Below are 24,849 nucleotides of genomic sequence, written 5' to 3'. Positions count from 1 at the left end.
TCGGTGGCTCGACAGGGCGCGGGCTACAGGCGCTGTCGAGCCACCCATCTGGTCGTGCTCTACCCTCGCCGGTGATCGTCGCGTCCTCGGGTGGGGACCGAGATCGGGACCGGCATGTGCAGGGCGAGTTGTGCTTCGGTGGTGACGTCGAGCCGAATGGTCGTGATCGGCTTCAGTGATCGCAGGTCATCAGCCATGCGTCCGCGACCGACCCGCAGCTGGGCTCGGCGCGGGAGTGCCGCGCTTCCGGTCGAGAGCACGTTGGTCTGTCCGAGGATCGCATGCCACGCGTGGTCGATCTTGGTGTAGGAGGTGAGCGTCGAGACACGCTCGCCGGAGGGGTATGTGGTCTGGGTCGGCGTGGCGACCGACAGCGAAAGATCGGTTCCACCAGCGCTGTTCGCCACGTGGCCGGTAGCTCGATCGGAGTCGATGTCGACCTCGATGTCGGTGCGCCACTTGGGGAATCCGTAACCGTCGTGTCCGCGCACGTAGGCGATGTCGGTGTTGACCGGTAGGGACACGACGTAGGAATCGAAGTCGTCATTGCCCAGGGCGGCGAGCAGGTCGACGAATCCGAGACGTCGATGCTGCGCTGGTCGCACCGCGATCCCGACGGCGGCTTCGGTGTAGGCGTCGATGTCACAGATGTCGTAGCTGAAGAACATCACCGACACCAGTCCCAGGCCCGGAATCACCTCGAGGGGTGCGAGTTCCGCGGGTAGACGAGAACGAATCGCTCGCGTGGGGGCCAGCATCGTCAGTCGAGCGCTGGACAGCCGATAGTAGAAGTTCGGCGTGCGGGTGGTGCCGATTCGAGAGTCCACCTCGGCCTTGGGTAGCTGGCGGAAGTAGTCCACGCTGTGGACTCGCGGGTCGCGGGCGACCTCATCGAGATCGGTGTTCATCCGATAGCGGTCGTAGAGACCGCCCTCGGGGACCATGACCGTGGCGCCACCCAGGTCGGCAGCGACAGTGTTGCGTTCGGTTGAGGACATCGGCCATCAACTCCTTCTCTCTCTGAGCTTGTTCTCGCGGACTGAGGACGCATCCGACGATGGCCGCACAGACAGGGTACCGCTGTTCTAAGCATTGCTCAATAGCTTCTAGAGCGCTGCTCAATAGGGGTAGTATTCGCCGGATGAGCGCGTCCCCATCGCCACGAGTACGCATGACCGCCGACGAGCGACGTCGGCAACTCATCGGCATCGGTCTGCGCCTGTTGGTGACCCGCCCCATCCATGAACTCGCCATAGACGAAGTGGCTGAGGTCGCGGGCATCTCCCGGGGACTGCTGTTCCACTACTTCCCGACCAAGCGTGACTACTACGTCGCGGTCGTGCGCTCGGCCGGCGATCGACTGCTCGGCCACACCGAGCTTCCCGAAGACGGATCGGCCGAGGAGCGCGCCCGGGTGATCGCGGACGGTTTCGTCAGCTTCATCCGCCGCCGCAAGGCCAACTACCTGGCGCTGGTGCGCGCGGCCAGCGGCGGTGACGACCGGGTGATGGAGGTCTATCAGGAGGTCCGCACGACCTTGACCGACCGGTTCCTCGACGCGGTCGGACGCCCTGACCCCGACGCGATGACCCGATTGGCGGTCCGCGGCTGGCTGGCGATGGCCGAGGAGATGGCCGTGGAAGCCGACGCGGAACTGTCCACCGAGGATCTGGTCACGTTCCTGGTCGAGGACCTGCTGCGGGTGGCCGCGATTCCCGTCACCGACTGACGCCCACCCCGGTATCCGGTCGAAACGCGTAGGCCACTGAGGCGACGACGGCCGCCAGGCTGGGAACCAGGAGGGTGAGCAGACCGATGTGTGACATGGTCCCGGACCCCGCGGTGTGATCCATCGACATCTGATGGTGACCGTGGCTGTGGGCGTCCGCGTTCCCGGATGCGCCCATCGCGGCCTGCATGAACGCCGGGTCGGTGAGGTAGGCGTGCATCACCCATCCGATACCCGACATGAGCGCGGCGCCGGCGGCACCGGCAATCACCGGCGCCAGCGAACGTGGCAGCCGCCGATCGGTACTGCGGATCGCCAGGGCGGTCAGGCAGCCGGGGCCGATGCCCCACCCCAGGACGAACCACACCGCCATCAGTGCGGTCAGCCATCGGCTGTCGGCCATCCCGAGCACATCGGCTCGCCAGAGCGTCAGGTTGACGACGGCCGCGGCGCAGGCCAGACCGACGCAGACCGTGAACCTGTTCCGGGATCTGGGCATCAGGTCACATCCGCAGTCGGTCGAGCATCCGGGATCCGGTCTCTGTGTGCAACAGGTAGGCGCCGAGCACGCCACCGGCGATCGCCGCGGTGTATCCCTTGATCAGGAACAGCGCGGGCATGTCGACCGATCCCCAGTAGTTCAGGCCCACGTTGTGGTCCAAACCCCAGCACAGTGTCTGACACACGCTGTAGGAGGCCGCGGCACCGATCGCGGTCACGATGACCGCCGCGCGGCTCCCGGGTCGAAACCGGGAGCTGGCGAGGTAGACGATCCCACCGACAGCCGCTCCCATCCCGATACCGCACAGGCCCAACGTCCACACCAGCCGCCATACGAGCGGTCCGTTGTGCGGGAACATGATCAATCCGAGCACCAGGAACAAGAACTCGCCCTGGAACCCCAGCGAGATGAAGACCTTGATCGTGCGGATGGCCTGGCGCTCACCCTCTGATATCTCCCGCTGGGCTGCAGTTCTCGCACCGGGCACCGTTGCCATCGCTTGTCTCCTGGGAAATAGACACACCGGGAATCTCCCGGGATCGACGACCCGAGCCGGTACGCGGGTGCCGAAGCACGTTTCGCCGACTCGGGAGATGGAATATGTCATAGAGCATAATTCACGCGAGACGGTTTGGCGATGGTCGGTCCGACTCGGCCGGGGCTCTGTGCGCTATTTGTCCGTGCGAGCGCTTCGACCGCGAGTGAGGAACTTCTGGCTCTCGATCAGCAACTCGAGCTGCCGAGCGACATCATCGAGGGGTTTGCGGCTGCGCTGAGAGCGGCACAAAACGACGGCACCCTCGACCGATGCGATCGACATCGTCGCCAGCTGCTCCGCGTCGTCGGCATGCAGTCCCTCGTTCTCGAAAGCTCGGCGCAGCGGCTCGGACCATCGCGCGAAGATCGCGGCGGTGCTGCCGAACAATTCCTCATCACCGGTCGGGCCGACCGCGACGGCGACCACGGGACATCCCGCCGCGAAATCGCTGTCGCGCAAGATCTTCTGCCACAACTCGACGAAACGGTGCAGGATCTCCGTCGATCCGTCGGCGGCGGCGCGGTCGACGATCGCGCCGATCGCGTCACCGGCGAAACTCAGCGCCTCCGCTACCAGTTGTGTTCTGCCTCCGGGGAAATGGTGGTAGACCGAGCCTCGGGGTGCCCCGCTGCGGGTGAGCACCGCGTCGATCGTGACACCGGCGACTCCCCGTTCACGGAGGACCTCCACCGCACTGTGGATCATGGTTGTCCGGGTGTCCTTCGGTTCCGGCACCACGCCTCCTTCGAGTGACACCGCAAGCGCCGCCGCCAGCTGTTATGTAACTGATCATAAACCAGTGCCGAACCTGAGGATCGCCGCCGATTCACGTCACACCATTGCTCGCCCAAGCCGCAGCGGCCGCACGGATCGCCGGGATCACTGGTCCGCTACGTCGCGGTGAGTGTCGCACTGATCCGGTCGGCGGACATGCGTTGCTCGCCGGGCGTGCGGAGATCGGCACTCACGGCGAAGACGGGGAACCTGTCCGACGGCGGACACGGCTGAAATTGCACCCGCACCGGGCAGCCCCGCATCGCCGGGACTTCCCCTTCGATGGACGTGTAGACCCACGGCCCCTCGTCGAGTTCGACAATGGCGATCGTCAACGGCGCGTCGTTGTGCGTCCCGGTGGCCGTGCGATCCACTACCCGCCAGGACACGATCGAACCGGTGCCTGCGGACGGCAGCCACTCGAGGCTGTCGGACGCGCACGACGAGCAGTCGGCAACCAGCGGCGCGAACAGTTTGTCGCAAGCTGTACAGCGGCGGATCATCAACCTGTCGCAGGCTCTGCCGCGGTTCGCTGGATCGGGTGGGTACATGAAGTCCTCCGTGAGGTGGTACTGACGCTTGCTTCAGCGTCCTCCGTCCGCGGCGTCGCGGGGACGGTCGATATACCTGTTTTTGCGAGGGAAACACGGCGTAACCTGGCGCTGGGGACCCACCGCGACCGAATGCGAGGCATGCCCGATGCAGCCTGCCACCCAGGGCACGCTGGGGAATCTCCCCGCGGAACTGACTCACTTCGTCGGCCGAGGACGTGAGATCGGCGAGGTCAGGGAGTTGTTGTCCGAGTCGCGGCTGGTGACGTTGACCGGGATCGGCGGGGTCGGCAAGACTCGTTTGGCGCTCCGGGTGGCCGAAGAGGTCCGCCGGGCGTTCGACGACGGGGTCTGGCTGGTCGAGTTCGGCAAGGTACGCGAGCCGGAGCTGGTTGCCGGGTCCGTAGCGTCCGCCCTGAAACTGACCGGGCAGACCGCCCAACCCCCGCTGGAACTGATCGTCGAGCACATCGCCTCCCGCCATCTGCTCCTGGTGCTCGACAATTGCGAACACCTGGTGGACGCGATCGCCGCGCTGACCGAATCGCTGCTGCGCGCCGCGCCCCGTCTGCACATCCTCGCGACCAGCCGGGAACCGATCGACATCGGCGGGGAGTCGGTGGTCCCGGTGCCGCCGCTGACAGTTCCCGGGGCGGAGCGATCGCCGAGCCTGCGCAAGCTGTTGCGGTCTGACGCCGTCGCCCTGTTCGTCGACCGCGCGCGGGCCGCCATCCCCGGCTTCGAGCTGACCGAGGACAGCAAGATCGCCGTCGCACGCATCTGCCGTCGGCTCGAGGGCCTGCCGCTGCCCATCGAGCTGACGGCGGCCAGGCTGCGGGCGATGTCGCCGGAGCAGATCCTGCAACGGCTCGACGACCGGTATCGGCTGCTGATCGGTGGCGGTCGCGCGGCGCCGACCCGGCAACAGACCCTGCGTCAGTGCATCGACTGGAGCTACGACCTGCTCACCGACCGCGAGCGTGAGCTGTGGGCGCGCGTGTCGGTGTTCGCGGGCGGCTTCGAGCTGGACGCCGCGGAAGCGATCTGCGGTGCGGGGCTCGAGCCCGGCGACGTCCTCGACCTGGTCGGCTCGCTGGTGGACAAGTCGGTGTTGATCCGGGAGACCTACGGCGGCCGCGTCCGGTACCGGATGCTCGAAACCCTGCGCGAGTACGGCCGGGAACGGTTGCGCGCCTGCGGTGCCGAGCCTGCGTTGCGGCGCCGCCACCGCGACTGGTTCGAACGGCTGGCGCTGCGGGCGTACACCGGATGGATGGGGCCCCGGCAGCTGGAATGGATCGATCGGCTGAACCGCGAACAGCCCAATCTGCGTGAGGCTTTGGAGTTCAGCCTGACCGAGCCCGACGAGGTGGGATCGGCCGAACGGATCGCGGTCGCGCTGTACGAGTTCTGGGTCGCGCGGCAGCGGGTCAGCGAGGCACGCTATTGGCTCGGGCGCGCGCTGGAGCGAACGGGCGGCGCCACGCTGGAACACATCGCGGCACTGAGCGCGGACACGATCCTGGCCGCGATGCAGACCGACCTCCAGTCCGCGTCCGCGCGAATCGAGCAGGCGCGGTCGCTGGCCGGCGGCGACGAGGTGTTCGGCGCCTATGTCAACGGTGCGGATGGATTGCTGTCACTGTTCTCCGGCGACTTCGCCGGCGCGGTGACGCACTGCGAACAGGCGCTGCCGGCGTTCGAAGCCATCGGTGACGTCTTGCATCAGGTGTCTGTCCTGCTGGCGCTCGGCGCCGCCTGCGGTCTGCTGCAGGACACCGACCGCGCCGCGGCGTGCCAGGAGCAGGCGCTGGCGATCACCACCGCGCGTGGCGAGTCGGTCTACCGCTCCTATTCACTGTCACAGCTCGCCTATACGACGGTCGAGCGCGGCGATCTCGAACGTGGGGCCGTGCTCGTGCAGGCGGGTCTGCGACATTCCCGGGCAATCGACGACTGGTCGGTCGTCGCGAGCTGCCTGGCGACCCTGGCCTTCGTCGCGGCCGAGCAGCGTCAGGCGCAGCGGGCCGCGGTGCTGGCAGGCGCCGCCCTGTCGGTCGCCGAATCCGTTGGCAGCCAAGCGGTCATGATTCTCGAGATGTTCGGCCATCGCCATCAGGCGCAGGAGTTCGCCGCGCGTGCGCTCGGACAGCGCGCTTTTGACGCGGCGCTGCGCCGAGGCCGCGAGCTCGCTGTCGAGGAAGCGCTCGCCTACGCACTCGAGGAGGATCCGGCCGCGACAGCGGAGCTGCCCGCCGCGATGGCCGCACTGACCCGCCGCGAAAAGCAGATCGCCGAACTCGTCGCCCAGGGCCTGACCAACCGCGCCATCGCGGAAAAACTCGTCATCTCACAGCGCACGGCAGCGGGCCATGTCGAACACATCCTGAGCAAGCTGCACTTCACCACCCGCGCCCAGGTCGCCGCCTGGGTGGTCACCCAGAATCAGAAGTAGCACGCCTGCCCCGCAGATACCCAGGTCAACCCTGCATGAGCCGAAGCCTGCAATGATGTGCGGTATGCCCGACCAGCATCGTGAACAGCGACTGACCGCTGAAGAGTTCATGGATGGCGCGGCGGACGAGCTGGGTGATATCGAGATCGTCGACGGCCGGGTCGTGCGGGTGATGGCGCAGAGCCCGCTGCACAGCCGGGTGGTTCGGCGACTTGCGGGGTTGCTCGAGGCGGGACGGCGCGACGGCGGCCCGTACATGGTGGTGGATTCCGACATCGCGGCTCGGTTCGCTGATGCCGACTCGACGGCGGCCGATCGGCGGTTGAACATCCGCTACCCCGATATCTGGATCCGCGATTGCGAACCGTACGACGTCAACTCGGTGCGGGACCACCTGTTGCTGGTCGTCGAGGTGACTTCGGAATCGACGATCGATGCCGACATCACCGACAAACGGATCCAGTATGCGGCCGCGGGGATTCCGCGCTACCTCATCGTCAGGCTGGATCAGAAGGAGGAACGGATCGAGGAGATCGAGGAGTACCGCCTCGATTGGTCCGGACGCCGCTACCGTGCGCACACCGTGCACCGCAGGGTTCTCCTCCTCGACGAACCGGTCGAGGTGACCATCCCGTTCGACATTCTCGAGCAAGCCTGACCGCGGCCGGACCGGAAGGTGGCTCGCCCGTGGCATGAGGCGAGTTCGACGCCCGTGATCACTACACTGGGACAGCGTGGACGCGCTATCGGCGCAGCGGGAATTCACCGGCTACGGACTGTCGCACTGGATTGTCCTGGCGATATTCGTGGTGGGCGCGATTCTCATGGTCTGGGTCGGGCGCACGCACCGAAGTGCCGCTGCCGCACGACGATTCAGCCGAGCATTCGGTGTCGTGACGCTGGCGCTCTATGCGGCGATCTACCTCTACACCATGATCCCTCCGACCATCGAGCGGTCCGTCCCACTGCGGCTGACCGATCTTGCCACCGTGGTCGCCGGATACGCATTGTGGTCGCACCGACGCTGGGCGTACGCGCTGACCTACTACTGGTGCCTCACCCTGAGCACACAGGCGCTGATATCACCGGCCCTGGAGAGCCAGGACTTCCCGAGTAAGGAGTTCCTCGCCTTCTGGGCGATCCACCTGGCCGTGGTGTGGGCCGCGATCTATCTCACCTGGGGTATCGGCATGCATCCGGATTGGCGGAGCTATCGAATCGCCGTGGGTGTGACCGCGGTGTGGGCTGCGCTGACATTCGTGTTCAATACGCTGGCCGATACCAACTACGGATTCGTTAACGCGAAACCCGCGACGGCGTCGCTGCTCGATGTACTCGGCCCCTGGCCCTGGTATCTGGGCACCGTGGCCATTCTGCTGATCATCGTATGGGCACTGATGACCTGGCCATGGGTCCGCAACCAGCGACGCAGCCGTAACGAGATGTGAGTTACCGACCGTCCAGCCTCGCGCCGATGAGCTCCTCGAGTTCGGTCATCGACCGCGTGAACGCGGCAGGCAGATCGACCTCGTAGCGGTGCGCCAGGATGAGCACCGACCACAGGCAGTCGGCAAGCTCGTGCTCGAGCGCCGCACGACCTCCCGGCATCGACCGGGTGCCCTCCGCGGCCATCACCAGCTTCGCCAGATCCCCGACATCCCCCATGAAACCGAGCATGAAGTCCTGCCTGTCCCAAATACGACCGCGCTCAGCCAGATTCAATTCGTCGTACAGGTCATGGACGGCGATCGCCCGTCGCTGTAGCTGCTGAAGATCCATCACTCCATCCATACCCGCAACCGCAAGCGCGAGCGACCCTCAGCCACTTGGCCGTTCGCCTCTGCCGCGTCGACAACCGGTGACTCGGCAGAGGCAGGCTCATCTCAGCCCACGTACTGCTCGGCGATCTGCCAGGACAAGGCGCCGATTCCTGCAAGGCGCTGATGTCAGCGAAGCGCGACCTTCGCGCCACGCGAGAACGCGGAGTCGTGCAGTTCGAGGGTGGTTGGTGTCGTGCCTGCGGGCACATCGAAGACGATGACAACGTCGACGGAGTTGCCGGGGTTGATCTCGGAAGCCATTGCCGTTCCGTCGTTCACGTTGATTCCGGCCATCGTGTCGTTCTTGAACTCCCGGCCCCTGTCATCGATCAGCTTCTGATTGTCCGACCAATACGACTGGGCCTTGTTACTGATGTTGGTGACGGTGAGATGCACCTGGATGTACTCCCCCTGCGCGGTCTTCTGCAGGTAGGGGTTGTCACCGATGACCTTGACCGGCGAGTCGACCGCCGTCACGGCGAACTCGAACTTGCCGTCACGCACCGTGGACCCGACGGCGGCGGGTCCGCCTTCTCCGGTAGCTGGTGCGCCCGGCGCCTGCGCACCGGGTGAGGCAGGGCCGGCGGGCGCTGTCGTGAATGTCGTGGCCGCCTTGTCCTTGTCGTCGCTGCTGGACAACGCGGCGACGCAGCCGCCGAACCCGCAGAGCACGAACACGCCGACGATGACGAGGATGATCGCATTCGCGTTGCTCTTCTTCGGCGGCGGCGGATAACCGGGCTGCCGACCGTACGGCGGCTGCGGGTAGGGCTGCTGTGGGTAGGGCGGTGTGGTCAAGGGGTCCTCTCCTGGTCCGCATGGGTGTCCCCCCACGCGGGTGTGTCATCTCCGCCAGCAACCAGGTCGTTACATAGCTCACGACGCGATCACGTTTACTGCGAGGAAATCTGGAAAAGGGCGCCGACCAGCACGCGCTGCCCGCCGGGTCGGCAGCGGCGAGAATGGTGGGGTGCCATCGGATTCTGTGCCCCGCCTGCTCGACGACGTCACGCTGGAGCTGTCGTCGGTGGTCGCGAACAATGCGATGAATCGTGGACGCGGGCTTTCCGGCGTCAACAGCTATGCGCGGGAGCTCGGCTTCGATCCGTATGAACGGCTGGCGGATCGGCTGCGGGGTGATTCCCGGGCCGCGGTCACCTGGATCGATGTGTGTTGTGGGTCGGGCCGTGCTCTGCTCGACGCGGAAGTCCTTTTCGCGCAAACGTTTCCGGATGCCGATTTCACCTTGATCGGCATCGACCTCGTCGACTTCTTTCTCGCACGCCCACGCACCCCGCGCCTGCGGTTGATCACCACATCAGCTACCGCCTGGACACCGGACCGGCCTGCCGACCTGGTCACCTGTGTGCATGGCCTGCACTACATCGGCGACAAACTGGCGGCGGTCTCGGCCATGGCGGGCTGGGTCGCGCAGGGCGGTCTGTTCGCTGCCGACTTCGACATCGACGAGATCCGGCACGGCGACGGCTCGTCGGCAGGGGTCGCCGTCCGCGATGCGCTGCGCACGGGCGGGATGACCTATGACCGGCGCAAGCGGCACCTGCGCGGACAGGGTCCGCGATCGCCGCGCTTCCCCGCGACCTATCTGGGTGCCGACGACACCGCGGGCCCCGGCTACACCGGACAGCCGTCGGTGAGGTCGTATTACGCCTGGTGACGGCGTGTCTCGGGGCGCGATGATCCTAAGGTCAGCGGGCGGTCGAACTCGCCGGTAGCCTGAGCGCGTGAGACCGATGGGGACGGCGCCGGGTACCCCGGCGCGGCCGGGAGTCGCTCTGGCAGCAGTCGTCGCCGTGGTGTTCGTGACCTTCTTGGACACCACCGTGGTCAGTGTTGCGCTCGGCGATATCCGGCGTGAGTTGAGTACCGATGTGACGTTGCTGCAGTGGGTGGTCAACTCCTACACCGTGGTCTTCGCCGGGCTGATGCTGGCAGGCGGGTCGCTCGGTGACCGGTGGGGGCGCAAGCGGGTGATGATCATCGGCCTGGTGATCTTCTGCGCCGGATCGGTGGTGTCCGCGCTCGCGAGCAGCGTCGCGATGCTCATCGCCGGTCGCGCGATCATGGGACTCGGCGCCGCGGCCTCGGAACCGGGGACCCTGTCGGTGCTGCGCCACATCTTCCCCGGCGAGCAGGCGCGGGCCAAGGCGGTCGGGGTGTGGGCGGCGGTGTCCGGACTGGCGCTGGCGGCGGGTCCGGTCCTGGGTGGCGTGCTGGTCCACGCCTACGGGTGGCGCTCGATCTTCTGGTTCAACCTGGTGATCGGGGCGGTGGCGCTCGTCGCCGCGCTGTGGTCGATTCCGGAGAGCTCTGATCCCCGGCAGGAGCCCGTCGACTGGGCAGGCGCGGTGCTCGGCGCGACGGCGTTCGGATCGGTGATCTACGCCGCCACTGTTGGTCAGGATCGGGGATACACCGCACCTTCGGTGCTTGGGCTGTTCGGGCTCGGTGGTGTCGCGCTCGCCGCGTTCGTCGTCGTCGAAAAGCGGGCGCGCGCACCGATGCTCGATTTCCGCTATCTGCGGCTGCGGGCCGTGCGCGGGGCGCTGGTGGTCGCCTTCGCGGTCTACTTCGGCATTTTCTCGATCTTCTTCTTCACCGCGCTGTATCTGCAAGTGATGCAGTCGTATTCGGCGGTGCGGACCGCCGGTGTCTTCGCCCCGATGGCCGTCGCCATCGTGCTCGGGTCCCTCATCGCGGGCTATTGGGTGGCCCGTCGTGGCGCGCGCGTTCCCATGATCCTCGGCTGCGTACTCGGTGCGGGCGGAATTCTGCTGACCCGTCATGCCCTGTCGGGCACCCTGCACGATCCGTGGCTGGCGGCCGCGATGGCGGTGGCCGGGTTCGGCTTCGGGATCGCGGTGGTGCCGTTGACCTCGGCGGTGATGTCGGGGGTCCCGGCGGAGCACTCGGGAATGGCCGCCGCGGTGACCAATACGATGCGCCAGGTCGGTTCGGCGTTCGGTGTCGCGGTGCTCGGTGTCCTGGTGAGCTCGTTCCTCTCCGCGGACCTGCGCGCCAGGATGACCGAGTTGGGTCTGCCGACCTCGCTGCAGCCCGACGCCATCCAGGCCGTGGAACGCGGCCGCATTCCCGAAGGCGTCGACATCGGCCCGTACCTGCAATACCTGTCGAAGGTGAACGAGGTGCTCAACACCGGAAAGGTCGCGTTCCATCACGGGCTGGATGTGGCCCTGCTTGTCTCGGCGGTGATGATCCTCGCCGCAGCGGTGTTCACGGCCCTCGACACCGAACGGCCGAAGGCGGGGACGAAGTAGACCCGAGTTCACCTGGTGGTGGTCTCCATCCGTCATGCTGGTGCCGTGGTAGTTGTCTCGGATGTCGTCCCGGTGCGCGGCAGTGAATATTCGATCTTGTTGCGCCGGATCAGGGCGGCGGGCCTGTTGGACCGGAACCTGCGGTACTACGGGTGGAAGAGCGGGATCACCGCGACGGCGTTCGTCGCCGGGTGGGCGGCGTTCTTCGTCCTCGGCGACTCGTGGTGGCAGCTGGGCGTCGGGGTGTTCCTGGCCGCGGTGTTCTCGCAGATCGCGTTCCTCGGCCACGACGCAGGGCACAAGCAGATCTTCGCGTCCCGGCGGGCCAACTACCTGTACGGCCTGATCGCGGGCAACCTCGCCATCGGCCTGAGCATCGGCTGGTGGACCAGCAATCACAACCGGCACCACGCCCACCCCAACACCGAGGGCGCCGATCCCGATGTGATGGGAATCCTGGCCTTTTCCGGCGACCGTGCCAGGGCGGGCAAGGGGATCCGCCGGCTGATCTTCCGTTACCAGGCGTGGCTGTTCTTCCCGATGCTGTTGCTCGAAGGCGGCAGCCTGCACTACTCGAGTGTCCGGGCGGTGTTCCGCTGGCCCATCCCGAACCGGCTGTGGGAAGGCGCGCTGCTCGCCGCGCACGGTATCGGCTACCTGTCCGCGGTCTTCCTGGTGCTTCCGCCCGGAAAAGCGCTGGCGTTCATCGCTGTTCAGCAGGGTCTGTTCGGGCTCTACATGGGCTGCACGTTCGCCCCCAATCACAAGGGGATGGAGGTGCTGCCCGAAGGTGACAACACCGACTTCCTGCGCAGGCAGGTGCTCACCTCACGCAACGTCCGCGGCGGCTTCCTCGTCGACACCGCCCTTGGCGGGTTGAACTACCAGATCGAACACCACCTGTTCCCGTCGATGCCCCGCGCCAATCTGGGCCGGGCCCAGCCGATCGTCGCCGGGTACTGTGCCGAAATCGGTGTGCCGTACTGCGAGACCGGCCTCGTCGAGTCCTACGTCCAAGCGCTGAGTCACCTCGACGAGGTCGGCCGCCAGACCTGGACGCCACCGCAGCTGGTCGACTAGCCACCCGCCCACCTCGCGACACGGACTGTCGTCTTTTCCGGTGTGCGCGTCGTGGTCTCGACTGTGGTGCGGCGGGAGATAATCGCGGCAACGCCCGGTGTGCGCCGGGTCTTTCGGGAGGTGGAGCCATGGTGGCGGTCGCGTTGGTGTTCGTCGGGATCGCCGTGCTGTTGCACGGGTACATCTTCGTCATGGAGTCGTTGCAGTGGACGCGGCCGCGGACGCGGGCGACGTTCGGGATCACGGCGGAGCAGGCCGAAGCGACCCGGGAGATGGCGTTCAACCAGGGGTTCTACAACCTGTTTCTGGCGATTGTCGCGGCGGTGGGTATGGGGTTCACCGCCTTCGGCGATGCCGGGATCGGGGTGGCGCTGGTTCTGGCCGGGGCAGGGTCGATGGTCGCCGCCGGTGTGGTGCTGCTGGTTTCCTCGCCGGACAAGGCGCGGGCCGCGCTGATCCAGTTGGTTCCGCCGCTGATCGGTTGTGTCGTGCTGGTGATCGCCCGGCTCTGATCACCAGCGCGACAGCCGCGCTTGTCTCAGACGAAATCGAAGGCAAGGGGAATCGCGATGACCACCGCCGCGGCCCAGCTGCCGTAGACGGGGAGGTAGTGGGTCTGCCACCGTTCCAGGTCGGCGAATCCCTTTCTGCCGCGCAGGAATCCGATTGCCAGCCGCACCGACCACGCCAGGTTCACCAGGAGCACCACGTTCATGCCGAGCGCGACGACCTTGTTCGGGGTGGAGCCGAATTCGGCGATGCGGGTGAGCATGGCGGCCAGCATGACCACGTCGACGGCGAGGGCGCTGATCACCAGGACCAGCTGGACGCGGTCGAAGAGGCCGGGCGGGGCCAGCGGGTCGCGGGCGGAGATCGAATACAGCAGCAGACCGAGCACCAGGACCAGGATCAGGTCCATCAGGATCAGCAGGGAGCGGTCGACGTCGATCACGCTGCGGGTCGTCGCGAACGCCGCGAGCAGGGCCACCAGCATGACGATGGTGAGCGGCGTGAACACCCGGGTGAGCACCGGTGCGATGTTCTCCACGACATTCTGTTTCGCCTCGACCAGCCAGGCGGCGACGATCACCGCGCCCGCGGCGCCGAACGGCAGCACCCAGTCCTCGATGACCGGTTCGATACGCAGGTCCAGCGTCTCGAACGCGCCGACGGTGAGCCCGATGAGGACACCGCCGCCCAGTGCGAGCAGGGTGAGGTAGACGAACCATTCACCGGTGAACCGGATGAAGTCCATCCGGCGGCGGTCCGAACGCCAGTCCCCGCCGACATAGGCGAGGCCGACGACGAACCACAGCGCGATCGGCGCGTGGATCGCGGCGATGACCTCGGTGGTCCCTTCTGGTTCGAAGGGATAGAGGTTCAGTACCAGCGCGGCGAGCACGAACGGCACGACCAGCGCCGCGGCGGCCTTCACCGTGACCTGCCGTTTCCACGCGAAATAGGCTGCGAGGAAGGGCAGCACGAGCAGGCTGACATTCACGGCGATGGCCGAGTCCCGGAGCCAGGCGAACCCGGCCTTCAGCGACAGCGCCGCGCCGACGGCGAGTGCCAGGGCGACCAGCAGCTCCCGATTGCCTTGCCGCTCGGCGTCTTCGGACTCGGTGGGCAGCAGAACGAGCTGCTTCCACAGCCTTTCGGAATGCTCGCGCGCGAACTCGCGGGAGATCGCGTCGAGACTGCCCATCCGCTTCACCGCGACCAGGAACGCCTCGTCGCCCGCGAGACCCGCGTCCTGCAAGGTCGAGACCTGTTCGCGCAGATGGTCTTCCATCTCGTCCACATCGGCGACCGAGATCGCCCGGTGGCGCTGGACGTAGCCGCGCCACTGCGCGATATGGGTCTGCAACTGCGCCTCGGTGTCCATCACGCCCATCCCTTCGCCACGTTCGGAGGCAGCGTGGCGCTGCGCCACACCTGGTCCAGCGCCTCGGCGACAACGGTCCACTGCGCGCGCCGCTCCGCGAGCGCCGCCCGCCCCGAGTCGGTGATCAGGTAGTGCTTCCGCCGCCGCCCACTGTCGGAAGTCCGCCAGGCCGAGGTCACATGCCCCTGCCGCTCGAGCCGGTGCAGCAGGGGATAGAGCATCCCGTCGGTCCACTGCATCCGCCCGCGCGACAGCGCGTTCACCTGCTCGAGAATCGCGTACCCATACGACTCGCCCTCGGCGAGAATCCCGAGCACCAACGGCGTCGCCGACGCCGCCACCAGGTCTTTGTCGATCCGCATCCGACTCCTATACCTAGAACTACTAGGTCACAACCTAGCAGATCTAGGTATGCCTCGTAGGCTGGCCTCGCGGGCCGATCGCAGGCCGTTGACCAGATGCGGCCGAGGGTGAACGCCCTCCGGCCGAATTCGTTACCGGGGGTGATGATTTCGCACCCTAGGGTGAGGATCGGCGGATTTCGCCTAACAGGGCTGTTCAGGGTCCCGATGGAGTCATCAGTACGCGCGAGGTGGCGCGACGGGGACACGAATCGAGGAATCATGAAGAACGCAGTACGGATGAGTGCGCTGATCGCCATTGCCGCGGCGTCGGTGGCAGGCTGCAGTGGGGAAATCGGTTCGGGGACAACTACATCGACCACGACGGGTAAGGCATCGGCGACCGTCGCTCAGCCGTCGGCCGGTCAGCAGCCGCCCGCCACCCAGGCTCCCGGCGTTACCCAGGCGCCTGATGCCCCGGGCACCGTAGCGCCTGCCCCGGTCACCGAGGCACCCGTGGAAACCTCGGCGCCGGACACCACGGCCCCGAACCCGGCCCCCGCCAACGACATCAGCGGACCGGGCCGCTGCATCGATCCCGCCTCCACCGGCGTGCAGAACGCGCTATCCCGCCTCGGCGGCAGCTGGGTCGCCTCGCAGGCCTCGGCCGACCAGCCGGGCAATTGTGGGCAGTTGCTCTGGGTGCGGGCGGTAGGCGGCAACTCGGCGGGCGCGCCGATCCACATCCTGTTCTTCAGTGACGGAAAGTGGCTGGGCACAGCCACTTCCGAGGCCTACGCCTTCACCTACGTCACCGGTGCCGGCGGCAACGCGGTCACCGTCGACTACAAGTGGCTGGTCGCCGACGAACCGTTCGCCGCACCGCAGGGTGGCCCGGCGACGATCACCTACACCTGGACCGGCTCCAAGCTCACGATGAGTGCGCCGCTGCCGACGGAAGTGACCCAGCCGCACCGCTAGGCGCCCCGGCGGATGCCGACCGTGACTTGGCCGCCGCCGGTCACCGCTCCGGTCGCAGCACCAGGACGGTGATCTCGCTGGGCGCGAAGACCCGCAGCGGCGGGCCCCAGTAGCCGGTGCCGCGGCTGGTGTAGAGCTGGGTGTTGTTCGCGTGCCTGCTCAGGCCCGCGACGACCGGCTGGTCGAGCCGGACCAGGTAGTGGAACGGCCAGATCTGACCGCCGTGGGTGTGCCCGGAGATCTGCAGGGCGACACCGGCCGCGGAGCTGTCGGCGATCTGCTTGGGCTGATGGGCCAGGAGCACGACCGGCAGGTCCGGGTCGGTGCCCGCGAGCGCGGCGGGCAGGTCGGGACCGTGGCCGGGCAGGCCGGTGCCGGTGGGGTCGTCGATACCGGCGACGATCAGCCGGTCACCGTCGCGGTCGACGATCCGGTGCTCGTTGTGCAGTGGCTGCCAGCCGATCGAGGCCATGTGGTCGATCCAGCCCTGCGCGTCGCCGAAGTACTCGTGGTTGCCGGTGATGTAGAACCGGCCGAGCGGTGCCTCGACGCGGGCGAGCGGGTCGACCTGGGCGCTGCGCTTCGCCACCGAACCGTCGGCGAGATCACCGGCGTGGCAGGCGATATCGGGCCGCTGGGCATTGACCACGTCGACCACCCGCTCCGACCACCGCAGCCGGTCGAGCGCGGCGAAGTGGGTGTCGGTGACGACCACGACGCGCAGTCCGTCCAGCCCCTCGGCCAGGCCGCGGATCGCGACGTCGACGGTGCGGACCCGCGGGACCCGGCGCGCCTCGTACACGCCGTAGGCGACCAGCGCGACCGAGACCACCAGCACACCGAGCGCCACGATCCGCGCGGCCTGCCCGCCGTCGACCCCGGCGACCGCCAGTGCGCCCCGGACGAACACACCGATCACCGACCACGAGAACACGACCCACAGCACGCCGAGCATGATGTCGCCGACGATGACCGCCGGATCGGATTGGGCCGGTCCGTGACCGAGGAACATCGCGGCGGGCAGGCACAGGTACCCCAGCACGCAGACCGCGGTGCCGATCCAGAACAGCGGTCCGGTGCCGCCGGAGGGCGCCGCTACCAGCGTCCACCAGGGCAGGGCGAACAGCAGCGCCGGAATCAGCAATATCAACATCAGGCGTACAGCGAATCTCACGGGGTCCCGTCCTGCGCAGGGCCGCCCGAGGGGTCGCGGCCACGACTAGGTCATCCAGCCTAGCGCTGCCGGAACGGCGGGCTCGTTGCCTGGTGGCGCGCTGGCGGGTTGCCTGGTCGCGTGCGGATCGCGACGCTTGTCGCCGGATCGATCGGCTCGTTGCCTGGCAGGCTGCGGACCAGTTGACTGATCGCATGCGGATCGCGCTACTCGCCGCCGCGACTGTCACGGTCGTGCTGGTTGTCGTCGGAATCGTCGCCCTCCGAGACCCCGGGGCCGATGACACCGCCCTCGCGGGGACGACCGAGCAGGTGCTCGAGCACGACGGCCGGACTCGCCATTACCGGGTCTACCGGCCTGTCACGCTCCCGGCGCGACCTCCGCTGGTGGTGGTGCTGCATGGCGGGCTCGGCACCGGCGAGCAGGCGCAGCGCGCGTACGGATGGGATGCCCAGGCCGATGCGGGCGGGTTCGTCGTCGCCTACCCCGACGGCGTAGACCGCGCCTGGAACGCGGGCGGCTGCTGCGGCAATCCAGCCCGCACCGGCGTCGACGACGTGGGGTTCCTGACCGAGATGATCGACGAGCTGGTCCGCACCGTGCCGATCGACCGCGACCGGATCTACCTCACCGGCATGAGCAACGGCGCGATGATGGCGTACTCGATGGCCTGCCGGACCTCGATCGCCGCCGCCGTCGGTGCCGTCGCGGGCACCCAGCTCGGTGACTGCCCGCACCCCTCGCCGACCTCGGTGATCCACCTGCACGGCACCGACGACGAGAACATCCGCTACGACGGTGCGCCCGGCAGCGGCGTCGCCCGGATCGACGGACCGTCGGTGCCGGAGCTGAACGAGTTCTGGCGTGCTGTCGACGATTGCGCCCCGCCGGTATCGACGATCCACGATCGCGTCACGACCCTGCGGGCGAGCTGCCGCGACGGGCGTGCGGTCGACCTGGTCACCGTGGCGGGTGCGGGGCACCGGTGGCCGGGCGCCGAGCTGTCCGCGCTAGAACGGCTCGATCCGGACCGCCCGCCCGACGCACTCGACGCGACCCGGCTGATCTGGGATTTCTTCGCCGCGCACCACCGCTGAAGTGGCACAGGTGAATCCGACCTGCGGCGGCGGCGCGGCGCGGCGGATAGCCTGAGCGCAGTCACGTGGGTGGTCGTGACGCGAAGGAGCAGTGATGGAGTTCGGGCCAGGGGCGAGCCTTGCGGGATACCGCATCGAACGCAGGCTCGGCGGCGGGGGAATGGGCGCGGTCTATCTGGCGCAGCATCCGCGGCTGCCGCGCCGGGACGCGGTGAAAGTCCTCGACGCGCGCCTCGCGGTGGAACCGACCTTCCGGGCGCGATTCGAGCGAGAGGCCGACCTGGCCGCCCGGTTGCGGCACCCGAATGTCGTGCAGATCTTCGACCGTGGCGTCGACGGTGACCGGTTGTGGATCGCGATGCAGTTCGTCGACGGCCTCGACGCGGCGCAGCTGCTGCGCCAGGGCCTGTCGGTGCTGACGCCGGAGCGGGCGGTGCGCATCGTCGCCGAGGCGGCCAAGGGCCTGGACTACGCGCACCGGCAGGGCCTGCTGCATCGCGACATCAAACCGGCGAATCTGCTGATCGCGCGCGCCGAGGACGGCACCGACGAGGTGCTGGTCACCGACTTCGGCATCGCCCGCAGCATGGGCGAGACGACCAGCCTCACCTCGGCGGGCTCGGTGCTCGGCACCCTCGCGTACGCGGCGCCCGAGCAGCTAGAGGGCGATCCGCTCGACGTGCGCACCGATGTGTATGCCCTCGGCGGAACCCTCTACGAGTTGCTCACCGGTTTCGTTCCGTTCCAGCGGGAGAGCCCGGCCGCGTTGATCAGTGCGCACCTGATCGAACCGCCGCCGCGTCCGTCGGCAGGCAATCCGGCGCTGCCGCCTGCCATGGACGCGGTGATCGCGCGCGCCATGGCGAAGAACCCGGACGACCGGTTCGCCAGCTGCGGTGCGCTCGCCGACGCGGCGGTTGCGGCGCTCACCGGCAGTCCGGTGACGGGGGATACCGCTGTGCTGCCGCGAGAAACGCAGGCGTCGCTGCCACGGTTCTCGCCTGACCCCGGATCGCCGTCGGGCGCCTCGCGAACGCGGCGAATCCTGCTCGGAATCGGCGCCGCCGCGGTGGTGGCCGGGGTGACCGCGGTCGCCGTACTGACCGCCAAAGACCGTGCGATGACCGGTAACTCCGGCGGGCCTGCGCCCTCCTCGGCGGCGCAGATCGGTGCGGTGCCGGACAGCCCGACCGCGGCGACGGTCCTGCGCCCTTGGCTCGACGACGTCCTCGCGGGCGATATGAGCGCGCTGATCCGCAAGTGCTGGACCCAGTCGCCCGCCGAGATTCCCCGGATGTACGGCGACGCCGAGCAGATCACCGACGCGGTGCGCCGGCCAGGGGTTCTCGGCCAATTCGGTCCGTACTGGCGCAACGACGTGCTCCAGGTGAGCTTGCGCCCCAGCGAGTTACGGTCCACCTACGGTTGTCCGATCGTCAGCGACCCGGCGGTGACGCGGCTCACCGACGAGCAGGCCCGCTACACCGCCGAGCGCTACCTGAGCCGGGTGGTCGGCTATCCGGTGAACCCGGCCGACGTGGAACCGGATTACCCGCTGCTGTGCACCGGCGCCCAGTTGGGCAGTGCGCTGTCCGGGGTTCGGCGCTTCGACGACAAGGCGCTCACGGTCCGTGGCTCGGCGGGTTCGGCCGTGATTGTCAGTGCGCCGGTGACCAGCGTCGACGGTGCGACGACAGCGGTCGAGCTCACCCTCGACCATGCCGCGAACGGATTCTGTGTCTCCCGCATCGACCACGTCGGCTGAGCGCGCGGCCCGAAGAGAGCTGCGTCACATCGGTTTTCGATATGCCCGCCGGATCGGGGGCGCGCTATGCTGCCCGGCAGGATCCGCCCGCAGGCTGTCGTGTCGCGGTCGGGTGGAGTGGGGAGCGGCGGTGCCGCACAACGGAAAGGTCAGAACTCCGATCATGCTTGGCGTAACTGTGGGAGGGGCGCAGGAGCGCCGACCCAGATCCAGCAGGCTCCGGCGCACCATGGCGGGTGCTGTCGTGACCGCGCTGCTGCCGCTCGGGGCGTCGGTGGCCGCGGTGGGTCCCGCGACGGCCGATGCCGACCCGTCGGCGATCGACTTCCGGGTGGATTCCTCGATGGGCACCATCAACACCCGCATCATCCGGGCGGCCGACGGCAACACCGACCGGGTGGTCTACCTGCTCGACGGTGAGCGCGCCGAGGACGACCTGAACGGCTGGGAGAAGCACACCTCCATCCCGGCGCAGATGGCGAAGTTCAACATCAATGTGGTGATGCCGGTCGGCGGGCAGTCCAGCTTCTACGCCGACTGGGAGCAGCCGAGCAACTTCTTCGGCGTCAACCCCGACGGGTCGGCCCTGCCGAGCGCGGACTCCGGGTCGGCCATCGGCGGCTGGGAAGACACCAACGGCAAGGTCAACACCTATCAGTGGGAAACCTTCATCACCAAGACCCTGCCCGACGCGCTGAAGAGCAGGCTGGGCTTCAGTTCGACCCGCAACGGGGTGGTCGGGCTGTCCAGCGGTGGCAGCGCGGCGCTGTTGATGGCGGCCTACCATCCGGAGCAGTTCACCTACGCGGGTTCGCTGTCGGGCTACCTGCACATGTCGATGCCGGGCATGCGGGAGGCGCTCGGCGCGGCGATGATCGCCAGCGGTGGCTACAACATCGAGGCGATGGCGCCCGCGGGCAGCGAGAAGTGGCGGCGGATGGACCCGTACGGGTTCGCCGAGAAGCTGATCGCCAACAACACCCGCCTCTACATCTCCGCTGGTAGCGCCAAGCCTGCCGACCAGGACCTGTCCTCGATCGACGCGATCACGCAGGGCATGCCGCTCGAGGCGATCGCGCTGGCCAACACCCGCTCGTTCGAAAAGCGAATCACCGCACTGGGATACACGAACATCAGCTACGACTTCCCCGACATCGGCATCCACAACTGGGGCACCTGGGAGCAGGTCGCCATTCGCCTGATGCCCGATATGGCGCGCAATATCGGCAAGCCGTTGCCCGCCGGGGCGCCGCCTGCCGGTGGTGAACCGCCCGCCGGTGCGCCGGGTGGCCAGCCGCCCGCGGGCGGTCAGCCGCCTGCCGGTGAGCCGCCGAAGTAGTCCGTCCCGCACGAGAAACCGCCGTTGCCTCCACGGAGGCAACGGCGGTTTCTGTTTGTCGCGGATCAGCTTGTCCTGATGGGGCTTTCGTTCGTCCAGCCCCACGCGCTGTCTTCGCGGACGGTGATCTCGGCCGGTGGTGCGGCGACCAGGCGGGTGAGGCGCTGAAGTTCGCCCCAGTCCCTGGTCCAGTCGTCGGCGAGGTAGGCCGGGATGGTGCGCGACTGCATGAGCATGCCGGTCCAGCCGAGCGGGCCGCCGCCGGTGTCGCCCTGCCAGGTCTCGGAGACCTGCGCGTTGAGCTTGTCCGGCTGGATCCGCCACAGCGGCATCTCCGCGACACCGGTGCGGTGATCGAACGGGCGCTGGCACGGAAATGCCAGTCCCACATGCCAATCCGCCAGTACGGGATCGGTGCCGCCGACCACCGTGTTCAGCGACGACAGTTTCGGCAGCCGCGGCGGAGTAACCGCGAGCCACTGCATCGGGTCGGGTTCACCGGCCTCGGCGACGAGGCGGACCGCCGTGGTGCCCGCGGGCGCCTGGTTTAGGTCGATCGGCAGGTTGCGCCAGCCCGGTGCGCCGCCGACCGTCGGCGGCGTGGCATCGCCCAGGGGCGTGACGGTTCCGTCGTCCGTGCGCTTGGCGAACTCCACCCGTACCCGCTGACCGGGTAGGCGTGAACCGTCCGGCGCCACGGATTCGATGCGCCCGGCGACGGTCAGGATCAGCACCCGATACGCGGGATCCTGCTGTGCGGCAGCCAGATCCAGTCGGTACCACTGGGTGGTCAACTGCGTGCGCTGCGGTGCGCCGGTGGAGTAGCTGCCGAGTACCGGAGTGCGTTCCGGGACGAGGCCGAAGGGGAGTGCGACCGTGCTGCCGTTGACGCCAGGAGCCGCGCCCGGTCCACCCGGAGCCGATCCGCCTGCGCCACCGGGAACCGATCCGCCGGGGCCGCTCGGTGCTGAGCCGCCAGGCCCACCGCCGCCCGGGCCGGGGCCACCAGGGGCGCCGCCTCCTGGGCCCGCGCCTTCTGGGCCGCCGGGTGCGGGACCTGAACCCGATGGGGGAGCGGATGATTGACCCGGGCCGGGATCGGGCGCGAGGCTGCCGATGCCGTTCGGGGTGAAGCCGGTGTTCTCCGCAGCGAGCCCGTCGGCGACCGTGCCGGTGTACGGCGTGAGGAGCGAGTCGGCGGTATTGGTCTCGACCAGCACGTCATCGGCCATGGCGCACCGATCGCCGGTCAGCGTGCGCAGGTTCGACAGCCCGACCGAATACGCGGGGTACTGCGAGACGGCAGCTGTCGCCAGTGATCCCACGTCGAACAGCACCATCGCGGCGGCGGCCACGCTGAGTGGCGCAACCACAGGGAACCTGAAATGCCTTGTAGCTGTCGAAGTTTCGAGGGGCCGCGAGTTCTCGTCGGTGGTTCGGTAGTACTGCCAGAGGGCGGCGAGCAGGGCCAGGGCGGTGGCGGCGAGGAAGAGGGTGGAGATCTCGATGTCGCCGAGGGTGGGGGCGCGGTCGGGCCAGGGGACGCCGTAACCGGAGACGTACCAGTAGCCGTTGGAGCCGGTGAAGCAGAGGGCCAGCAGGAACAGGACCGCCGCGGCGAACAGGGTACGGAGGTACGGGCGCAGGAAGGCGCGGCTCAGGGCCACCGCCGTGACGGCGGCGAGGGCGCCCGCCAGGCCCGCGTAGACACCGAAGTGGTGGGTCCACTTGGTGGGGGTGAACATCATCAGCAGCAGCGCCATGACGGTGACGGCGAGGAGGCGGGTGACGGGGCCGCGGGCGGTCGCGGGGATGCGGCCGCCGCGGCGCAGGGTCACCAGGATGCCGACGGCCAGGCATCCGAGCATGGCGAGGACGCCGAATCGCCGGGCCAGGGAGCCGTCGGGGTTCACCGACAGCAGGGAATCCCAGCGGGTGCGTTCCTCGAACCAGGACATGTCGGGGCCGACGAGCTGGCGGACCCGGGTGGCCTCCAGCACGGTCGAGAACGTCTGGTCGGCGAAGACGACGATCAGCACCAGGGTGCCCGCGGCCGCGATCGGCGCCAGCAGGGCCGCGTAGCGTAGCGACGTGGGCCCCGAACCTGTTGTGGCACGGGCGATGATCGTCCGGAGGACCGGGCGTGAACCGGCCAGCAGGGCCGCCAGGCAGATCAGTCCCGTCGGCCCCGCAGCCAGGGAGAACGCGGCGATCAGGACCGCGACGGCGGCGGGCAGCAGCCGGCGGGTCGCGATCGCCCGCTCCATCGAGCACCAGGTGAGCAGCGCGCCGACCGCGATCAGCGGTTCCGGGCGCAGACCGTTGTTGTAGGGCAACCAGATCGACAGGAACACCAGGGCCGCGGTCCAGCGCGCCGCGGTACTCGCGGCGACCCGGGAACCCAGGCGCGGCAACACTTCCCGGCTGAGCACCAGCCAGCACACGAGCCCGGCCAGCAGCGCGGGCAGCCGCATCCAAACCCCGGCATCGCTGATCCGGGTCATCTGCGCGAGCACCTCGTACGGCCAGCCGAACGGTGCCTCGGCGACCTGGAACCAGCGGTAGTAGTTGGCCGTATACCCGGCCTCCCGCGACGCCCGCGCCATCGTCAGGATGTAGCCGTCGTCGGAACTGTTCGCGCCGATCACATGCCAGAGGACCAGCGTGCCCGCGACCGTCGCGTCGAGACCGGTGAACCGCCACCAGCGGGCGGGCAGGATCCGCCGGGACCGGCGACCATCACGAATATCGCTGCGATGCAAGCAGATCAGCGCGATCAGTGCGCACAGCACCGCACCGACGATCGCCGCCAGCTTCCACCCGCTCGGACTCGACGAGAACCGCGCATCGATCTCGGCATGCAGACGCGCATCGCCGATCCGCCCCCGATCCAGCTCGGTGTAGACACCCACGATCTGTGGGCGGACATCGACATCCACGGTCGTCCGCATCGGTGATCCGTCGGCCTTGGTCATCCCGGTCAACTCGGCAGTCGTGCTCGTCGCGGTCGACGTGACGGTCAGCGCCGTGCATCGCGCAACCGGCACGTTCTCCGGTGCACCGCCTGATGTTGCGCCACCAGGCGGCGTTTCGGTACCCGGCGGCCGATCGCCTGATGGTGCGCTCGTCGGAGCGGTCGCCCCTGACGGCGGCGCTCCGGCTCCCGGCGGCGTGGACCCTGCCGGTGGGATCGTCGATGGCAGCGCACCCGGCCCGGCCGGTGTCGGCGCTGGAGCGCTGGAAGGCGGCGCGCCAGGTCCCTGCGCTGTGGCGCCTGGCGGAGGCGTCGCGCCCGGCGGCGGTCCCGTCATCGGCCGACCATTGTCAAGCGCGGCATTGCCAGGGGAAGGTGCTCCGGGTGCGGCATCGTCTGAGGACGGCCCGCCTGGATCGCCACCAGGCCGAGGCGCGGCGGATGGTGGAGTCGCACCAGCGGGTGGCGTTGCACCGGAAGGCGGAGCGCTGCGCGAGATGCCGGAAGGCTGGGCGCTGCCGGACGGTTGACCCCCACCCGGCGAC

Annotated in this window: 23 protein-coding genes; 12 read left to right on the top strand and 11 right to left on the bottom strand. The window is 68.3% G+C overall.

Annotation, left to right across the window (positions count from 1 at the left end; all coding sequences use genetic code 11):
• Positions 1 to 59: 59 nt before the first annotated feature.
• Positions 60 to 998 (bottom strand): acetoacetate decarboxylase family protein, encoded by a 939-nt coding sequence (locus ACWF9G_RS24435; protein ID WP_452518124.1) that lies wholly within the window; start codon positions 996 to 998, stop codon positions 60 to 62.
• 143 nt (positions 999 to 1,141) lie between these two features.
• Here ACWF9G_RS24435 and ACWF9G_RS24430 point away from each other — a divergent pair, with 143 nt between their 5' ends.
• The gene (locus tag ACWF9G_RS24430) at positions 1,142 to 1,729 is read left to right on the top strand and encodes a TetR/AcrR family transcriptional regulator (RefSeq protein WP_452518123.1); all 588 of its coding nucleotides are present in this window, start codon (positions 1,142 to 1,144) and stop codon (positions 1,727 to 1,729) included.
• Here ACWF9G_RS24430 and ACWF9G_RS24425 read toward each other — a convergent pair.
• From ACWF9G_RS24425 to ACWF9G_RS24410, 4 genes are all read right to left on the bottom strand, one after another.
• The gene (locus ACWF9G_RS24425; protein WP_452518120.1) at positions 1,719 to 2,228 is read right to left on the bottom strand and encodes a hypothetical protein; all 510 of its coding nucleotides are present in this window, start codon (positions 2,226 to 2,228) and stop codon (positions 1,719 to 1,721) included. The genes ACWF9G_RS24430 and ACWF9G_RS24425 overlap by 11 nt on opposite strands.
• Positions 2,229 to 2,232: 4 nt before the next feature.
• Positions 2,233 to 2,727 carry a hypothetical protein gene (locus ACWF9G_RS24420; protein WP_452518119.1) on the bottom strand — a complete coding sequence of 165 codons (495 nt, stop codon included), beginning with the start codon at positions 2,725 to 2,727 and terminating at the stop codon, positions 2,233 to 2,235.
• Between the two features lie 174 nt (positions 2,728 to 2,901).
• Positions 2,902 to 3,474 carry a TetR/AcrR family transcriptional regulator gene (locus ACWF9G_RS24415; RefSeq protein WP_452518149.1) on the bottom strand — a complete coding sequence of 191 codons (573 nt, stop codon included), beginning with the start codon at positions 3,472 to 3,474 and terminating at the stop codon, positions 2,902 to 2,904.
• 185 nt (positions 3,475 to 3,659) lie between these two features.
• Complete coding sequence (locus ACWF9G_RS24410) at positions 3,660 to 4,046, bottom strand: Zn-ribbon domain-containing OB-fold protein (RefSeq protein ID WP_452518148.1); 387 nt, start codon at positions 4,044 to 4,046, stop codon at positions 3,660 to 3,662.
• A gap of 196 nt (positions 4,047 to 4,242) precedes the next feature.
• Here ACWF9G_RS24410 and ACWF9G_RS24405 point away from each other — a divergent pair, with 196 nt between their 5' ends.
• The 3 genes from ACWF9G_RS24405 (at position 4,243) to ACWF9G_RS24395 (ending at position 7,997) form a co-directional block, all read left to right on the top strand.
• A complete protein-coding gene (locus ACWF9G_RS24405) occupies positions 4,243 to 6,549 on the top strand; it encodes an ATP-binding protein (RefSeq protein WP_452518117.1) in 2,307 nt (768 codons plus the stop codon).
• Between the two features lie 64 nt (positions 6,550 to 6,613).
• On the top strand, positions 6,614 to 7,207 hold the full coding sequence (locus ACWF9G_RS24400) for a Uma2 family endonuclease (protein WP_452518115.1): 594 nt from the start codon (positions 6,614 to 6,616) through the stop codon (positions 7,205 to 7,207).
• Between the two features lie 76 nt (positions 7,208 to 7,283).
• Positions 7,284 to 7,997, top strand: a complete 714-nt coding sequence (locus ACWF9G_RS24395) for a YwaF family protein (protein WP_452518113.1) — start codon at positions 7,284 to 7,286, stop codon at positions 7,995 to 7,997.
• A 1-nt stretch (position 7,998) separates the two neighbouring features.
• On the opposite strand, the gene ACWF9G_RS24390 is transcribed toward ACWF9G_RS24395, so the two are convergent.
• Together ACWF9G_RS24390 and ACWF9G_RS24385 are read right to left on the bottom strand one after the other, a co-directional pair.
• Positions 7,999 to 8,328 carry a nucleotide pyrophosphohydrolase gene (locus tag ACWF9G_RS24390; protein WP_452518111.1) on the bottom strand — a complete coding sequence of 110 codons (330 nt, stop codon included), beginning with the start codon at positions 8,326 to 8,328 and terminating at the stop codon, positions 7,999 to 8,001.
• Between the two features lie 167 nt (positions 8,329 to 8,495).
• The gene (locus ACWF9G_RS24385) at positions 8,496 to 9,167 is read right to left on the bottom strand and encodes a DUF4352 domain-containing protein (RefSeq protein WP_452518109.1); all 672 of its coding nucleotides are present in this window, start codon (positions 9,165 to 9,167) and stop codon (positions 8,496 to 8,498) included.
• Between the two features lie 172 nt (positions 9,168 to 9,339).
• On the opposite strand from ACWF9G_RS24385, the gene ACWF9G_RS24380 reads away from it, so the two are divergent.
• From ACWF9G_RS24380 to ACWF9G_RS24365, 4 genes are all read left to right on the top strand, one after another.
• The gene (locus tag ACWF9G_RS24380) at positions 9,340 to 10,047 is read left to right on the top strand and encodes a class I SAM-dependent methyltransferase (protein ID WP_452518107.1); all 708 of its coding nucleotides are present in this window, start codon (positions 9,340 to 9,342) and stop codon (positions 10,045 to 10,047) included.
• A gap of 76 nt (positions 10,048 to 10,123) precedes the next feature.
• The gene (locus ACWF9G_RS24375; RefSeq protein ID WP_452518147.1) at positions 10,124 to 11,668 is read left to right on the top strand and encodes an MFS transporter; all 1,545 of its coding nucleotides are present in this window, start codon (positions 10,124 to 10,126) and stop codon (positions 11,666 to 11,668) included.
• A 45-nt stretch (positions 11,669 to 11,713) separates the two neighbouring features.
• Positions 11,714 to 12,748 (top strand): fatty acid desaturase family protein, encoded by a 1,035-nt coding sequence (locus tag ACWF9G_RS24370; protein WP_452518106.1) that lies wholly within the window; start codon positions 11,714 to 11,716, stop codon positions 12,746 to 12,748.
• Positions 12,749 to 12,876: 128 nt separating this feature from the next.
• Positions 12,877 to 13,260 carry a DUF1304 domain-containing protein gene (locus tag ACWF9G_RS24365; protein WP_452518105.1) on the top strand — a complete coding sequence of 128 codons (384 nt, stop codon included), beginning with the start codon at positions 12,877 to 12,879 and terminating at the stop codon, positions 13,258 to 13,260.
• 26 nt (positions 13,261 to 13,286) lie between these two features.
• On the opposite strand, the gene ACWF9G_RS24360 is transcribed toward ACWF9G_RS24365, so the two are convergent.
• Both ACWF9G_RS24360 and ACWF9G_RS24355 read right to left on the bottom strand, forming a co-directional pair.
• Positions 13,287 to 14,633: a permease prefix domain 1-containing protein gene (locus ACWF9G_RS24360; protein WP_452518103.1), complete on the bottom strand. Its 1,347-nt coding sequence runs from the start codon at positions 14,631 to 14,633 to the stop codon at positions 13,287 to 13,289.
• A complete protein-coding gene (locus ACWF9G_RS24355; protein ID WP_452518101.1) occupies positions 14,633 to 14,995 on the bottom strand; it encodes a PadR family transcriptional regulator in 363 nt (120 codons plus the stop codon). Before ACWF9G_RS24355 ends, ACWF9G_RS24360 begins: the two co-directional genes overlap by 1 nt.
• A 261-nt stretch (positions 14,996 to 15,256) precedes the next feature.
• Here ACWF9G_RS24355 and ACWF9G_RS24350 point away from each other — a divergent pair, with 261 nt between their 5' ends.
• A complete protein-coding gene (locus tag ACWF9G_RS24350) occupies positions 15,257 to 15,955 on the top strand; it encodes an LppP/LprE family lipoprotein (protein ID WP_452518099.1) in 699 nt (232 codons plus the stop codon).
• Positions 15,956 to 15,995: 40 nt separating this feature from the next.
• Here the strand turns inward: ACWF9G_RS24350 and ACWF9G_RS24345 are convergent, their stop codons facing one another.
• Entirely contained in the window at positions 15,996 to 17,129 is a 1,134-nt protein-coding gene (locus tag ACWF9G_RS24345; protein WP_452518097.1) for a metallophosphoesterase, read from the bottom strand.
• Between the two features lie 194 nt (positions 17,130 to 17,323).
• On the opposite strand from ACWF9G_RS24345, the gene ACWF9G_RS24340 reads away from it, so the two are divergent.
• The 3 genes from ACWF9G_RS24340 (at position 17,324) to ACWF9G_RS24330 (ending at position 21,330) form a co-directional block, all read left to right on the top strand.
• Complete coding sequence (locus tag ACWF9G_RS24340; RefSeq protein WP_452518095.1) at positions 17,324 to 18,226, top strand: extracellular catalytic domain type 1 short-chain-length polyhydroxyalkanoate depolymerase; 903 nt, start codon at positions 17,324 to 17,326, stop codon at positions 18,224 to 18,226.
• A 94-nt stretch (positions 18,227 to 18,320) separates the two neighbouring features.
• Complete coding sequence (locus tag ACWF9G_RS24335) at positions 18,321 to 19,991, top strand: protein kinase domain-containing protein (RefSeq protein WP_452518094.1); 1,671 nt, start codon at positions 18,321 to 18,323, stop codon at positions 19,989 to 19,991.
• Positions 19,992 to 20,220: 229 nt separating this feature from the next.
• Positions 20,221 to 21,330, top strand: a complete 1,110-nt coding sequence (locus ACWF9G_RS24330) for an alpha/beta hydrolase (RefSeq protein ID WP_452518093.1) — start codon at positions 20,221 to 20,223, stop codon at positions 21,328 to 21,330.
• 65 nt (positions 21,331 to 21,395) lie between these two features.
• On the opposite strand, the gene ACWF9G_RS24325 is transcribed toward ACWF9G_RS24330, so the two are convergent.
• A complete protein-coding gene (locus ACWF9G_RS24325) occupies positions 21,396 to 24,803 on the bottom strand; it encodes an arabinosyltransferase domain-containing protein (RefSeq protein ID WP_452518146.1) in 3,408 nt (1,135 codons plus the stop codon).
• Between the last annotated feature and the right edge of the window lie 46 nt (positions 24,804 to 24,849).

This window comes from Nocardia sp. NPDC055029 (assembly GCF_053608525.1).
Note: the sequence above shows the minus strand (reverse complement) of the source record. Positions and strands in the feature narration are given on the sequence as shown.

What these genes read in the sequence shown, in the direction of transcription:
- ACWF9G_RS24435 (WP_452518124.1), bottom strand. Translation starts at nt 998, where the DNA reads ATGTCCTCAACCGAACGCAACACTGTCGCTGCCGACCTGGGTGGCGCC.
- ACWF9G_RS24430 (WP_452518123.1), top strand. Translation starts at nt 1,142, where the DNA reads ATGAGCGCGTCCCCATCGCCACGAGTACGCATGACCGCCGACGAGCGA.
- ACWF9G_RS24425 (WP_452518120.1), bottom strand. Translation starts at nt 2,228, where the DNA reads ATGCCCAGATCCCGGAACAGGTTCACGGTCTGCGTCGGTCTGGCCTGC.
- ACWF9G_RS24420 (WP_452518119.1), bottom strand. Translation starts at nt 2,727, where the DNA reads ATGGCAACGGTGCCCGGTGCGAGAACTGCAGCCCAGCGGGAGATATCA.
- ACWF9G_RS24415 (WP_452518149.1), bottom strand. Translation starts at nt 3,474, where the DNA reads ATGATCCACAGTGCGGTGGAGGTCCTCCGTGAACGGGGAGTCGCCGGT.
- ACWF9G_RS24410 (WP_452518148.1), bottom strand. Translation starts at nt 4,046, where the DNA reads ATGATCCGCCGCTGTACAGCTTGCGACAAACTGTTCGCGCCGCTGGTT.
- ACWF9G_RS24405 (WP_452518117.1), top strand. Translation starts at nt 4,243, where the DNA reads ATGCAGCCTGCCACCCAGGGCACGCTGGGGAATCTCCCCGCGGAACTG.
- ACWF9G_RS24400 (WP_452518115.1), top strand. Translation starts at nt 6,614, where the DNA reads ATGCCCGACCAGCATCGTGAACAGCGACTGACCGCTGAAGAGTTCATG.
- ACWF9G_RS24390 (WP_452518111.1), bottom strand. Translation starts at nt 8,328, where the DNA reads ATGGATCTTCAGCAGCTACAGCGACGGGCGATCGCCGTCCATGACCTG.
- ACWF9G_RS24375 (WP_452518147.1), top strand. Translation starts at nt 10,124, where the DNA reads ATGGGGACGGCGCCGGGTACCCCGGCGCGGCCGGGAGTCGCTCTGGCA.
- ACWF9G_RS24365 (WP_452518105.1), top strand. Translation starts at nt 12,877, where the DNA reads ATGGTGGCGGTCGCGTTGGTGTTCGTCGGGATCGCCGTGCTGTTGCAC.
- ACWF9G_RS24360 (WP_452518103.1), bottom strand. Translation starts at nt 14,633, where the DNA reads ATGGACACCGAGGCGCAGTTGCAGACCCATATCGCGCAGTGGCGCGGC.
- ACWF9G_RS24355 (WP_452518101.1), bottom strand. Translation starts at nt 14,995, where the DNA reads ATGCGGATCGACAAAGACCTGGTGGCGGCGTCGGCGACGCCGTTGGTG.
- ACWF9G_RS24350 (WP_452518099.1), top strand. Translation starts at nt 15,257, where the DNA reads ATGAAGAACGCAGTACGGATGAGTGCGCTGATCGCCATTGCCGCGGCG.
- ACWF9G_RS24340 (WP_452518095.1), top strand. Translation starts at nt 17,324, where the DNA reads ATGCGGATCGCGCTACTCGCCGCCGCGACTGTCACGGTCGTGCTGGTT.
- ACWF9G_RS24335 (WP_452518094.1), top strand. Translation starts at nt 18,321, where the DNA reads ATGGAGTTCGGGCCAGGGGCGAGCCTTGCGGGATACCGCATCGAACGC.
- ACWF9G_RS24330 (WP_452518093.1), top strand. Translation starts at nt 20,221, where the DNA reads ATGGCGGGTGCTGTCGTGACCGCGCTGCTGCCGCTCGGGGCGTCGGTG.